We start from the raw sequence: 13,280 nt of genomic DNA, 5'->3' as shown, positions 1-13,280 counted from the left end.
AGCTTGCTCGCGATGGCAGTGTGTCAGTCAACATCAATGGTGGATGACAGGCCGCCATCGCGAGCAAGCTCGCTCCCACAGGGATCGGTGGTGTTCACAGAGTCCGGGGTTATTCCAGGTGCTCGGGTTTGACCGGGTCGCCCGATTTCATGTTCAGTTGTACCCGCACGTCCTCGAACATGGCGTCGTAATGCTTGTGGATCGAACCGATGTTGCTATGGGTTTTCGGGATGCCGTGCTTCTCGGCAATCTTGGTGACGTTGCTGGCGAAGTTGTAGGCCATGTCCTTGGGCAGGAAGAACGTCTCGCTCATGTCCTTGCCCTGGATGCTGCCGTGCATCTTGAACTGCATCCCTTTGCCTTCCTTGGGGTCCTGGGCGACTTCATAGTCGATGCAGATGTTGTAGCTGACGTCATCCTTGTTCAGCGCGTGTCGCTCGATGTGCAGGTGACCCGGCTCGAACGTTGCCATTGTTGACTCTCCTTCAAAAGATCTTGAATCAGGGCCGGCCCCAGGCCTGCCCCGCCGTTTCGTTTACTGATAGCTGATGCCCGGTGTCGCCGTACTGATGCGCGTACCGGCCTTGCCCTGGACGATCGCTTCGATGTCCGAGAGCGAGCCGATCACTGCGACTTTCCCAGTATGGCGCGCGAATTCGCAGGCTGCCTGCACCTTCGGTCCCATGGAGCCGGCGGCGAAGCCGAGTTTTTCCATTTCGTCGGGGTGGGCCTGGGCGATGGCTTTCTGCGTGGGTTTGCCAAAGTCGATGAAGGCGGCGTTGACGTCGGTAGCGATCACCAGCAGGTCGGCTTCAAGCTGTTCGGCCAGCAGCGCCGAGCACAGGTCCTTGTCGATGACCGCTTCGACGCCCTCGAGTTTGCCGGGCGAGGTATACATGGTCGGAATGCCGCCACCGCCGGCGCAGATCACGATGCTGCTTTTTTCCAGCAGCCATTTGATCGGACGGATTTCGAAGATGCGTTTCGGTTTCGGGCTGGCGACCACGCGACGGTATTTGTCGCCGTCCGGGGCAATGGCCCAGCCTTTCTCGGCGGCGAGTGCTTCGGCCTCTTCCTTGGTATAGACAGGGCCGATGGGTTTGGTCGGGTTCTTGAAGGCCGGGTCATTGGCATCGACTTCGACCTGGGTCAGCAAGGTCGCGAAGGGCACTTCGAAGTCCAGCAGGTTGCCCAGTTCCTGTTCGATGATGTAGCCGATCATGCCTTCGGTTTCGGCACCGAGCACGTCCAGCGGATAAGGCGAAACCGAGGTGTAGGCCGCCGCCTGCAATGACAGCAGGCCGACTTGAGGGCCATTGCCATGGGCGATGACCAGTTGGTTGCCGGGATGGATCTTGGCGATCTGTTCGGTGGCGATCCGGATGTTGGCGCGCTGGTTGTCAGCGGTCATGGGTTCGCCCCGGCGGAGCAGGGCATTACCGCCAAGAGCAACGACGATACGCATGGTGCTAGTCCTTCTAAAAGAGAAGTAAACGGGCGACTCGGTCTGTCGATGGAACCCGATCCTGTGGGAGCGAGCTTGCTCGCGATGGGATCGCCTCGGTCTGTCAGATGCACCGCGGCGCTGCCATCGCAGGCAAGCCAGCTCCCACATTGACCGTGTTCCGTCAGTGGGAGCCAGTCAGCCGTTATAGATCAGCCAGTGTCGACACCAGAATCGCCTTGATGGTGTGCATGCGGTTTTCCGCTTGCTCGAAGGCGATGCAGGCCGGCGACTCGAACACGTCATCGGTCACTTCGATGCCGTTGCTCAGGTGCGGGTACTGCTCGGCAATCTGCTTGCCGACTTTGGTATCACAGTTGTGGAACGCCGGCAGGCAGTGCATGAACTTGGTGCGCGGGTTGCCGGTGGCTTTCATCAGTTCGGCGTTGACCTGATACGGCAGCAATTGCTGGATGCGTTCGGCCCAGGCTTCAACCGGCTCGCCCATCGACACCCAGACGTCGGTGTGGATGAAGTCCACACCCTTGACCGCCGCTTTCGGGTCTTCGGTGAGAGTAATGCGCGCACCGCTTTCTTCGCCGTACTGTTTGCAGCGCGCCACCAGGTCGTCCGCCGGCCACAGGGCTTTTGGCGCACAGATGCGCACGTCCATGCCGAGCTTGGCGCCGGTCAGCAGCAGGGAGTTGCCCATGTTGTTGCGCGCATCGCCCAGGTAGGCGTAGCTGATCTCGTGGATCGGCTTGTCGGCGTGCTCACGCATGGTCAGCACGTCGGCGATCATTTGCGTCGGGTGATATTCGTCGGTCAAGCCGTTGAACACCGGTACGCCGGCGAACTTGGCCAGTTCCTCGACGATTTCCTGCTTGAAGCCACGGTACTCGATGGCGTCATACATGCGCCCGAGCACGCGGGCGGTGTCCTTCATGCTTTCCTTGTGGCCGATCTGCGAGGAGTTCGGGTCGATGTAGGTGACGTTGGCGCCCTGGTCATAGGCTGCAACTTCAAACGCGCAGCGGGTGCGGGTCGAGGTCTTTTCGAAGATCAGCGCGATGTTGTTGCCCTTGAGATGCTGCTGTTCGGTGCCGGTGTACTTGGCACGCTTGAGGTCGCGGGACAGGTCGAGCAGGTAGCGCAATTCGCGAGGGGTGTGGTGTTCCAGGCTCAGCAGATTGCGGTTATGGATATTGAACGCCATTTTGGATCTCCTAAGGTGTCGGTAATCCCCTTGGCCTGCGCATGCCCTTGGGTAGAGGGCAGCGCGGTCCAAGGCAATAGGTTAGTAGTCAATCGGGTCGCGGATGATCGGGCAGGTCATGCAATGGCCGCCGCCCCGTCCCCGGCCGAGTTCGCCGGCGCTGATGGTGATCACTTCCACACCGGCCTTGCGCAGCAGGGTGTTGGTGTAGGTATTGCGGTCGTAGCCGATGACCACGCCTGGCTCCACGGCCACTACGTTGTTGCCGTCGTCCCATTGCTCGCGTTCGGCGGCGAAGCTGTTGCCGCCGGTTTCCACCACGCGCAGCGCTTTGAGGTTCAGGGCCTGGGCCACGGTGTCGAGGAAGCTGGTTTCTTCGCGGCGGATATCGATGCCGCCCGCCTTGCTTTCATCGGGACGCAGGGTGAAGGCGACAATCTGGTTCACCACTTCCGGGAAGATCGTGACGAGGTCGCGATCACAGAAGCTGAACACGGTGTCCAGGTGCATCGCCGCGCGGGATTTCGGCAGGCCGGCGACGATCACTTTCTCCACGGCTTTGTTTTTGAACAGGTTCACCGCCAGTTGGGCAATGGCCTGGCGCGACGAGCGTTCGCCCATGCCGATCAAGACCACGCCGTTGCCGATCGGCATCACATCACCGCCCTCAAGGGTGGAGTTACCGTGGTCCAGGTCCGGGTCGCCGTACCAGATCTCGAAATCTGCTTTGGTGAACTCGGGGTGGAATTTGTAGATGGCGGTGGTCAGCAGGGTTTCCTGACGACGTGCCGGCCAGTACATCGGGTTGAGGGTGACGCCACCGTAAATCCAGCAGGTGGTGTCGCGGGTGAACTGGGTGTTGGGCAGCGGCGGCAGGATGAAGCTGGAGTTGCCGAGGAAGTCGCGGAACATCTCGATGGCCTTGCCACCGAAACTGGAGGGCAGATCGTCGCCCGAGACGCCGCCGATCAGGAACTCGGCGATCTTGCGCGGCTCCAGGCTGCGCAGCCACGAAGAGGTTTCATTGATCAGGCCAAGGCCCACCGAGTTGGCGGTGACCTTGCGCTCCAGAATCCAGTCCAGGGCTTCGGGGATAGCGACGATGTCGGTCAGCAGGTTGTGCATTTCCAGCACATCGATGTTGCGTTCGCGCATCTTGGTAACGAAGTCGAAGTGGTCGCGCTTGGCCTGGGCCACCCACAGCACATCATCGAACAGCAGTTCATCGCAGTTGTTCGGGGTCAGCCGCTGATGGGCCAGGCCTGGGGAGCAAACCATGACTTTGCGCAGTTTGCCGGCCTCGGAATGGACGCCGTACTTAACTTTTTCCGTGGTCATTACAGTGATCCTCCAGATGACAAAAACAGGGGTTTTACAGAGTCAGGAAGCCGTCATAGAGACCGTAGGCCGCCACCATGGCGCCGACGACCACCGTAGCGAAAATCAGCTTCTCGACGTTGGTGAAAACCGGTTTGTTGATTTCCAGCTTGGCCTTGGCGAACAAGATCACACCGGGGGCGTAGAGCAGGGCGGACAGCAGCAGGTACTTGATGCCACCGGCGTACAACAGCCAGACCGCGTAGATCAGGGCCACGGCGCCGATGATGAGATCCTTCTGCCGCTCGCCCGCGGCGCCTTCGTAGCTTTCGCCGCGCACCGCCAGCAGCAAGGCGTAGGCTGCCGACCACAGGTAAGGCACCAGGATCATCGAGGTGGCGAGGTAGATCAGCGACAGGTAAGTGCTGGCCGAGAACAACGTGATGATCAGGAAAACCTGCACCATGGCGTTGGTTAGCCACAGGGCGTTGACCGGTACATGGTTGGCGTTTTCCTTGCGCAGAAACTCCGGCATGGTGTGGTCCTTGGCGGCGGCGAACATGATCTCCGCGCACAGCAGCACCCACGACAGCAGCGCCCCCAGCAACGAGATGATCAAACCGACGCTGATCAGCACCGCACCCCAGTGACCGACCACGTGCTCCAGCACGGCGGCCATCGACGGATTCTGCAGTTTGGCCAGTTCCGGCTGGGTCATGATCCCCAGCGATAGCACGTTGACCAGGACCAAAAACAGCAGCACGGTGACGAAGCCGATCACGGTGGCCTTACCCACGTCGCTGCGTTTTTCCGCCCGGGCCGAAAAGATGCTCGCGCCTTCGATGCCGATGAACACCCACACGGTGACCAGCATCATCTTGCGCACCTGGTCCATCACGCTGCCCAGGTCCGGGTTCTTCAGGCCCCAGATGTCGGCGGTGAAGATGTCCAGTTTGAAGGCGAACAACGCAATCAACATGAACAGCAGCAGCGGCACGATCTTGGCGACAGTGGTCACCAGGTTGATGAACGCTGCTTCCTTGATTCCTCGCAGTACGAGGAAATGTACCGCCCACAGCAGCACCGAGGCGCCGATCACGGCAGCGGGGGTATTCCCCTCCCCAAATATCGGAAAGAAGTAGCCGAGGGTGCTGAACAAAAGTACGAAGTAGCCGACGTTGCCCAGCCAGGCACTGATCCAGTACCCCCAGGCGGACGAGAAGCCCATGTAGTCGCCGAACCCGGCCTTGGCGTAGGCGTAAACCCCGCCATCAAGATCGGGTTTGCGGTTGGCCAGGGTCTGGAACACGAACGCCAGGGTCAACATGCCGACGGCGGTGATCGCCCAACCGATCAGAATGGCGCCGACATCCGCGCTGGCCGCCATGTTTTGTGGCAAGGAAAATATCCCGCCACCAATCATCGAACCCACGACTAACGCAACCAGCGCGCCGAGTTTCAGTTTTCCGGGAGCTTCAGACATTGCATGACTCCAATGCAGGAGAAGAGAGGCAACAGACTAATTCCGTTGACTGCTCAATCAGCTGACTTAGATCACTAAATGAGAGCGCTCCCAGTTTGTTGGCGGAGTGCCATCATTTGCGGTGTTTCTGTCTGTAATGCCTGTTCTAGAGCCTTTTGCAGTTTGTTTTAGCACTTTTTGTATTTGTTTCGAATTATGACGCTAGTTGGGGTTTCCGAATTTGCAAGTTTTGTTCATGGGTTTTTTGTACAGAGTCAATGTATTAAAAGTGTGTATAAAACAAATGAATATATCGGTGCCAAAATAGCCATTTTGTGCAAGTAAAAAAGAGGCTGGTTGGCGTTATCCAATAAACGTTATTACTCTTCATCAGTTTAGTTAGCGCCCGTTATCTGACGATCTCGTGGCCGTTGCCGCCCACCAACGAAAAATGGAGATGCAACGATGTCGCAATCACCGAACAAGCTTCGCCTGAGCGCGCTGATCGCGCTGGTGGTGGGGTCGATGATCGGCGGCGGGATTTTTTCCCTGCCGCAGAACATGGCGGCCAGGGCCGATGCCGGGGCGATCCTGATCGGTTGGGCAATCACCGCCGTCGGCATGTTGACCCTGGCGTTCGTGTTCCAGACCCTGGCCAATCGCAAGCCGGAGCTGGACTCCGGGGTGTACGCCTATGCCAAGGCCGGGTTCGGCGATTACATGGGTTTTTCTTCGGCCTGGGGCTACTGGATCAGCGCCTGGCTGGGCAACGTCGGCTACTTCGTGCTGCTGTTCAGCACCCTCGGTTATTTCGTTCCGGTGTTTGGCGAAGGCAACACGCCGATCGCCATCGCCTGCGCTTCGGTGCTGCTCTGGACCGTGCACTTTGTGGTGATGCGCGGGATCAAGGAGGCGGCGTTCATCAATCAAGTGACCACCGTGGCCAAGATCGTGCCGCTGATCATGTTCATCGTGATCGCCGCCGTGGCGTTCAAGGCGGATATCTTCACCGCCGACATCTGGGGGCGCAACAACCCGGAATTCGGCAGCGTGATGGATCAGGTTCGGCACATGATGCTGGTCACCGTATTCGTGTTCATCGGTATCGAGGGGGCCAGTGTCTATTCGGCCCGTGCGGAAAAACGTTCCGACGTGGGCCGGGCGACGGTGATCGGGTTCATTGGGGTATTGGCAGTGCTGGTGCTGGTGAACGTGCTGTCGCTGGGCATCATGACCCAGCCGCAACTGGCGAAACTGCAGAACCCCTCGCTGGCGGCAGTGCTTGAACATATCGTCGGCCCCTGGGGCGCGTTGCTGATCAGCGTCGGCCTGGCGATCTCGCTGTTGGGGGCCTTGTTGTCCTGGGCGTTGCTGTGCGCCGAAATCCTGTTCGCCACGGCGAAAGACAAGACCATGCCGGCATTCCTGACCAAGGAAAACGCCAACCATGTGCCGGTCAATGCGATGTGGCTGACCAACTCGATGATCCAGTTGTTCCTGCTGATCACCCTGTTTTCCGCCGGCACCTACACCAGCCTGATTTACCTGGCGTCCTCGATGATTCTGGTGCCGTACCTGTGGTCGGCGGCCTATGCGGTGTTGTTGTGCGCACGGGGTGAAACCTATCAACAGGCACCCGCCGAGCGGATCAAGGACCTGCTCATTGGTGGCATCGCTCTGGGCTACGCGGTGTGGTTGCTGTATGCCGGCGGCCTGAAGTATTTGCTGCTGTCGGCGCTGCTGTATGCGCCGGGTGTGATCCTGTTCGCCAAGGCTCGTAATGAGCAGGGCAAACCACTGTTCACGGTTGTCGAGAAAGGTATTTTCACCTGTGTCATCGGTGGTGCGGGGCTGGCGGCTTACGGGTTGTACAGCGGGTTGCTCAGTCTGTGAGGTTGTTGCTGGCGTACCAGCCGCCCTATGACTGGCCGGCGCTCCTGGGGTTCTTGTCGGCGCGGGCGATCGTGGGCCTGGAAAGGGTGGTTGAGGGTGTGTACTCGCGCAGCATCGACCTGGATGGCGTTCACGGTACGTTTTCGATCCAGCCTGCTACATCCGATGCACTTGAGCTGACCCTGGACTTTCCGGAGGCTGCTGCCGTGCCTGAGATCGTTGCGCGAGTGCGGCGAATGTTCGACCTGGATGCCGACCTGTCCACGATTCACCGGCACCTTGCGGTTGATCCGCTGATGGCGCGGTTGATTGCCGAACGCCCGGGCCTGCGCGTACCCGGGGCGTGGGACGGGCTGGAGCTGGCGATCCGCGCGGTACTGGGGCAGCAGATTACGGTGGCGGCGGCGATCCGCCTGGCGGGGAAACTGGTAGCGCAGTACGGCACGCCATTGAGTTCAGCGCTACCGGGATTGACCCATGTTTTTCCCCGGGCCAGCGTTTTGGCAGGCGCAGATCTGGCGGCGCTGGGCATGCCGAAAAGCCGAGGCCGGACCTTGTTGGGGGTGGCTCAGGCACTGCTCGATGATCCGCGATTGTTTGAGCCCGGGCGGGAGGGGGGTGTAGCGCGGTTGCTGGCGTTGTACGGGATTGGTGACTGGACGGCGCAATACATTGCGTTGCGACAGTTGCGGGAGATGGATGGGTTTCCCAATGGTGATGTCGGGCTGATCAATGCGTTGGCGGCGCTGGAGGGGGGGCCGGTGACAGCCAGGCAACTGTTGCAGCGGGCTGAAGGGTGGCGGCCGTATCGAGGGTATGCGGCGCAGGTGCTGTGGACTTCCTTGAGTCGGGCGGACTGAGCTGATCCGGGATTTGTGCTGCTGTTTCTGGCGCTATCGCGAGCAAGCTCGCTCCCACAGTTGATCGCGGTCTCTCGGAAGGTCTCGGTCACCTGTGGGAGCGAGCTTGCTCGCGCTGGCGATATGACTGTCACCACCACTGTGCGGGATGTGAACCCAGTTCAGTCGCGGGCAAGGTCCATTGCAGAGGCGTTCCTGTGATCTTCAGAGGCGCCTGCAACCGATGCGCCGGTCCCCAGGGTGTCTGCTCCACCATCAACCCCTGATCCTGCTCATCTTCCGCACGTAACGCTTCACTCGTCCCCGCCCCATGCTCGATCAACAACCTCGCCGTACGCGCCAACGACAATCGCGCCGAACCCCCGATACCGTCGCTCAACCGCTGTGCCAACAACCGGATCGCACTGGCCGCCATCAGATACCCGGTGGCGTGATCGAGGGCCTGCACCGGCAATGGCGTCGGTTTGTCCGACTGCTTCCAGCGCATGCCCGCTTCGGCAATGCCACTGCTCATCTGCACCAGGCTGTCGAAGCCCCGCCGATTTTGCCAGGGGCCGCTCCAGCCATAGGCGTTTAGACAAACATCGATCAGGCCCGGGTTCAGTTGTCGGCGCTCATTCATGCCCAGTCCAAGTCGTTCCAGTGCATCAGCACGATAACCATGAAGCAGAATGTCGGCGTCCTTGAGCAGGCATTCGAATACGGCGCGGTCGGACTTGTCGTTCAGATCAAGACGCGCACAGCGTTTTCCCAAGGTGACTTCCGGCACCACTCCAGGTTCGTTCCAGGTCGGCGGATCGATGCGCAGGACATCGGCGCCCAGGCCTGCCAGAAAGCGACTGGCGATGGGGCCGGCCAGTACCCGGGTCAAGTCCAGCACCTTGATGCCAGCCAGTGGTCGAGCCACTGAACCTGACCACGGTTGGCGGCTCTGGCTTGGGTTGTTGGCGAATTGAATCAAGGGTTCGACGTTTACCGCCTGGCCTTGAGGATGGACCTGCCATTGTTCCCAGGTACGCATTTCGGCGGCACAGCCACCGGCATCGACCACAGCCTGTTCCAGATCGCTTTTCGCCCACCGAGCCACTTTGTCGGCCATCGCTGCGCGGTCGGTACAGGCACCGAGCACGCTTTCGGCAGCGGCGCGGTGATGGGGCGCGTTGGTGTGCAGGCGAATCCAGCCATCGCGGGTGGCGTAGTCACCCGCGATCGGGTCCCACAACGGCGGAACGCTCCAGCCAAGCGGGCGAATCGAGGTTGCGAACCAGAATGACGCCAGGCGTCGGTCAACTTCAAGGTCGGGCAGGCGCCCGGTTTGTTGGTGCAGCAGTTCGCTGGCAGCCTGGCCGGCGACGGCCATGCTGGCGCAGGCCAGATCAGTGACGGCAAACGCCGAGGGCAGGGCGCCACTGGACGTGAATGGAATCGGGGTGTGAGGCAAGCCGAGCGCGGCTTGAATGGACGTGAGCAGATCAGCCATCGAAGGCCCTCCGGAGCGAGAGCCCGATCATAGTTCAAAAAAATCCAGGTCAGATGAAATCCCTGTGGGAGCGAGCTTGCTCGCGATAGCGGACTGTCAGTCGACATCAATGTTGAATGTCAGTCCGCTATCGCGAGCAAGCTCGCTCCCACAGGGGATCTTCGGTAGGTTCTTTAAACGCGGAACTGATCCATCAACTTCATCTGATGGGTGGTCAGGGAGTTGAGCTGGCTGCTGATCTGCGCCGATTCGGTGGCCTGGCTGGTCAGGGTTTCGGTGACGGTGCGGATCGCCGAGACGTTGCGGTTGACCTCTTCGGCGACGGCGCTTTGCTGTTCGGCGGCGCTGGCGATTTGCAGGTTCATATCGCTGATCACGGTAACCGCATCGCTGATCTTGCCCAAGGCCTGGACGGCCTGCTGGATCTGCCCGGCGTTGCTGTGGGCCTGGGTCTGGCTTGAGTGCATGGTGGCGACCACGCCGCGGGTGCCGCTCTGGATGCGTTCGATCACCAGGCGAATTTCTTCCACCGAGTCCTGGGTGCGTTTGGCCAGGTTGCGCACTTCATCGGCGACCACCGCAAAACCACGACCGCTTTCACCGGCACGGGCGGCTTCGATGGCGGCGTTGAGCGCCAGCAGGTTGGTTTGTTCGGCGATGCTGCGAATCACCTCCAGCACCGAACCGATCTGCTCGCTGTTGACCGCAAGGGCTTCGACTTCGGTCACGGCCTTGCTGACTTCTTCGGCCAGTTGATTGATGTCGCGGGTGCTGCGCTCGATGATTTGCATGCCGTCGCGGGCCGACTGGTCGGCGCCTTTCGCCGCGTTGGCCGCGTTCGAGGCGCTGTTGGCGACATCGTGGGCGGTGGCGCTCATTTCGTTGGACGCGGTGGCGACCTGGTCGATTTCGCGGAACTGCACCTGCATGCCTTCACTGGTCTGGCGGGCGATTTCCGAAGACTGGTCGGCCGTGCCACGGGCATCGGTGATGCTTTGCTTGATCTGCGCGATGGTCGGTTGCAGCTTGTCGAGGAAGCGGTTGAACCAGCTCACCAGTTCGCCCAACTCGTCCTTCTTGCTGTAGTGCAGGCGCTGGGTCAGGTCGCCGTCCCCACTGGCAATCGCCTTGAGCATGTCGGCCACGCTGTTGATCGGGCGGGTCACGCCGGACGCGGTAAGCCACATCAGCAGCAGACCGATCACACCGGCAATCACTGCCACCGACAGTGCCTTGATCGTGCCGCTGTGTTGGGCATCATCGAGTACCGCTTGCAGTTTCACTGAGTCGGCCAGCAGCACTTGTTTGGGCAGGTCGATCACCACGGCCCAGGCCTTGGCATCGGCAATCGGGCTGACCGGGTACACCGCGCGGATCAGGTCGCCTTGCTGGAGAATCTTCGGCGCGCCACTAGTGAGCAACTGCAGGATGTCCTTGCCATCGCCGCCCAGGGTGTCGCCGATGTTCTTGCCGACTTTGCCGGCGTCGACACTGTAGGCGGCCAGTACGCCAGTGCCGGAAACGATGAGCATGTGCCCGGCACTGTTGAACAGGTCGCGCTGGGAGTCGACTGCCGCCGCTTGCAGGGCGTCGAGGGCGATGTCGATGCCGACCACGCCGATGGACTTGCCATCTACCAGCAGCGGTACGGAAATGGTGGTCATCAACATTTCCTTGTTGCCGACGGTATCGGCATACGGGTCGAGCAGGCAGATGCGCTTGCTGTCCCGCGGGCAGGTGTACCAGACGTTGTACGGCGTGCCGCTGAGGTTCAAGGTGGTTTTGGTCATGTCTTCTTCGACCATGATCGTGTTCAGCGACTCACCCCCGGCGCGGCTCCAGTACGTGGCGAAACGGCCGATCTCGTTGGACTGGCGGGCGGCGTCATTGACGAATTCGCTGTCCTTGCCGTCCAGCCCATTGGGTTCGAACGCCAGCCAAATGCCCAGCACTTTGCTGTTGCGTTCGAAGGCGGTTTTCAGGCTCTGGTTCAACTCTTCTCGCAAGATGCCGGGCTCGAGGGAGCGTTTGGCGGCCAGGTTGCGCATGTCCTGGATCTGGTCCGCGAGGGCGGTCACCACCGTCAGGGTTTCACCGAACGTCTTCTGCACCCGCACCGCCTGCTCGGCGGCCTTGGCCTGGAGCAGGTCCTGCACACTGGCGGTAAGCATTCTGCTGCTGGAATCGCCGACCAGATCATCGTTCTGATTGGTCTGGTAGATGTTCATACCCACTATCAAGGCGACTACGCCCAGCAGGCACAGACCGGACAGCAGGACGATTTTCAGGCGAATGGACAGTGAGTCGAACATAGGGCGAGCTCGCGAATGGATGAAGTGTTGGCTGTGGGCCGTTGTGGCTCACTCGCTAAATCCATTTAGCGCCGATCAATGCACATCGGCGTGGCGAAGAGGTTACATGAGGGGCAACCCGACGAGTGGTAGTTGTTGAACGTTTGCGCAGAAAAATGTGCCGAAAATGGGGATAAAAAGAGGAAAAAGCGCGGGGTGAATTCAGGGGGCATCAGGGACGCCGGTCTCGAAGCGCCTGAATGAAATTCACAAAATACATATGTACCGCTTCTCATAAACGGCAGGACGTTTCAATGCAGATGCCACCTCGGTGGAACACTTCCGGAAGCTTTGGCTTTCGGCATCTGACAGAAAATAATGAGAAGACTCTATGTGGATTACTTGCTTTAAAAGGACTGGGTTGCGCTCGGTGTTGTTGTTTTGGGGGATGTTGTTGGCGGCAGGCTCGGCTCCTGCCATGTCTTTTCTGAACTCGGCAGCTATTTCGGGTATTGCCTCTCAAATTCCCTCGGCGGCCACGGTACTGCCGGACAAGCTGAACACCCTCAAGGAAAGTCTGGCTGACGAAACGGATGTGAAGCAATACAGCTTCATGGCGGTGCGGGGGCAGGATGTGTGGATCCGTGCGAGCGGGACGAAAGGCGGGCCATTGACGCTGGAATACAATCGCGATGGAAACTGGGCCGTAATCCCTTGGGGTACACCCTTAACGGTTTCTGGTTTGCAGCCGAATCAGGAAGTTCAGGTTCGCATCTCGAAGAAACCGTCCGCCCCGTTCGTGGCGGGTGATATCTACACGCTTGAGTTTGGTTCTGCACCTTACTACGCCGACAGTCGCGTCCGGGGCGATGCCGGTGAGCTGCCGCTGTACTGGGCGACCACGCAGGCCTACAGAGTCCTGAACTGGTCGGTCCGATTGAGGGATTCGACAGGGCAGCCGCTCGAAGGCGCTAAAGCTACCTTGATATTGAACAAGGGGGGGGATGACGAAAGGTTCGACCTTATAACGGACAGCACTGGTAGCGCCGCGCAAGCCCTTGAGTTGGGCAGGTGCTATGGCCAGTTGAAGTCTGATCCTTTCTGGACCAGCAGTGGCAAGTATCGCTATAAGTGGGAGGTCGAATACAACCTGGGATATTGGTCGATTCAGGTTCAAGACAAAGAGGCGTCGGGGGTGGGCGGTCACAACGTGCCGAACGTTTCATTCGCTCAGATATGCTATCAAAACATGTTGCATAACTAGATCCGGCATATTCCCGGCAATGCGGTGATGTACACCGCTTTGCCGGGCTTTTT

At 59.9% G+C, this 13,280-nt stretch carries 10 protein-coding genes and 1 pseudogene; 3 read left to right on the top strand and 8 right to left on the bottom strand.

Annotated elements, in window-relative coordinates; genetic code table 11:
* Window positions 1-109: 109 nt before the first annotated feature.
* The 5 genes from PSJE_RS11440 to arcD (PSJE_RS11420) all read right to left on the bottom strand — a co-directional run bounded on the left by PSJE_RS11440 (window position 110) and on the right by arcD (PSJE_RS11420) (window position 5,460).
* Window positions 110-472, bottom strand: coding sequence for a DUF5064 family protein (locus PSJE_RS11440; RefSeq protein ID WP_090457435.1), 363 nt, complete (start codon window positions 470-472; stop codon window positions 110-112).
* Window positions 473-535: 63 nt separating this feature from the next.
* Window positions 536-1,465, bottom strand: a complete 930-nt coding sequence (arcC, locus tag PSJE_RS11435) for a carbamate kinase (RefSeq protein ID WP_057713528.1) — start codon at window positions 1,463-1,465, stop codon at window positions 536-538.
* A 184-nt stretch (window positions 1,466-1,649) separates the two neighbouring features.
* Complete coding sequence (locus tag PSJE_RS11430; protein WP_090457433.1) at window positions 1,650-2,660, bottom strand: ornithine carbamoyltransferase; 1,011 nt, start codon at window positions 2,658-2,660, stop codon at window positions 1,650-1,652.
* Between the two features lie 81 nt (window positions 2,661-2,741).
* The gene (gene arcA, locus PSJE_RS11425; RefSeq protein WP_057713530.1) at window positions 2,742-3,998 is read right to left on the bottom strand and encodes an arginine deiminase; all 1,257 of its coding nucleotides are present in this window, start codon (window positions 3,996-3,998) and stop codon (window positions 2,742-2,744) included.
* 34 nt (window positions 3,999-4,032) lie between these two features.
* Window positions 4,033-5,460: an arginine-ornithine antiporter gene (gene arcD, locus PSJE_RS11420; RefSeq protein WP_057713531.1), complete on the bottom strand. Its 1,428-nt coding sequence runs from the start codon at window positions 5,458-5,460 to the stop codon at window positions 4,033-4,035.
* 444 nt (window positions 5,461-5,904) lie between these two features.
* On the opposite strand from arcD (PSJE_RS11420), the gene arcD (PSJE_RS11415) reads away from it, so the two are divergent.
* Window positions 5,905-7,332, top strand: coding sequence for an arginine-ornithine antiporter (gene arcD / locus PSJE_RS11415; RefSeq protein ID WP_090457431.1), 1,428 nt, complete (start codon window positions 5,905-5,907; stop codon window positions 7,330-7,332).
* Complete coding sequence (locus PSJE_RS11410; protein WP_090457430.1) at window positions 7,329-8,192, top strand: DNA-3-methyladenine glycosylase family protein; 864 nt, start codon at window positions 7,329-7,331, stop codon at window positions 8,190-8,192. Before arcD (PSJE_RS11415) ends, PSJE_RS11410 begins: the two co-directional genes overlap by 4 nt.
* A 130-nt stretch (window positions 8,193-8,322) precedes the next feature.
* Here PSJE_RS11410 and PSJE_RS11405 read toward each other — a convergent pair whose 3' ends face one another.
* From PSJE_RS11405 to PSJE_RS32170, 3 genes and pseudogenes are all read right to left on the bottom strand, one after another.
* Window positions 8,323-9,672, bottom strand: a complete 1,350-nt coding sequence (locus PSJE_RS11405) for a CoA transferase (protein WP_090457428.1) — start codon at window positions 9,670-9,672, stop codon at window positions 8,323-8,325.
* Between the two features lie 173 nt (window positions 9,673-9,845).
* On the bottom strand, window positions 9,846-10,601 hold the full coding sequence (locus PSJE_RS32175) for a methyl-accepting chemotaxis protein (protein ID WP_371318440.1): 756 nt from the start codon (window positions 10,599-10,601) through the stop codon (window positions 9,846-9,848).
* Window positions 10,602-10,703: 102 nt separating this feature from the next.
* Window positions 10,704-11,720 (bottom strand): annotated as a pseudogene (locus PSJE_RS32170) (methyl-accepting chemotaxis protein); the annotation flags it as partial.
* Window positions 11,721-12,441: 721 nt separating this feature from the next.
* Here PSJE_RS32170 and PSJE_RS11395 point away from each other — a divergent pair.
* Window positions 12,442-13,227, top strand: a complete 786-nt coding sequence (locus tag PSJE_RS11395; protein ID WP_131726847.1) for a hypothetical protein — start codon at window positions 12,442-12,444, stop codon at window positions 13,225-13,227.
* The last annotated feature ends 53 nt before the right edge of the window (window positions 13,228-13,280 follow it).

The sequence above is a fragment of the Pseudomonas jessenii genome, from assembly GCF_002236115.1.
GTDB lineage: Bacteria > Pseudomonadota > Gammaproteobacteria > Pseudomonadales > Pseudomonadaceae > Aquipseudomonas > Aquipseudomonas jessenii.
The sequence above is the reverse complement of the archived record's forward strand: the minus strand, read 5'-3'. Positions and strand labels throughout refer to the sequence as shown.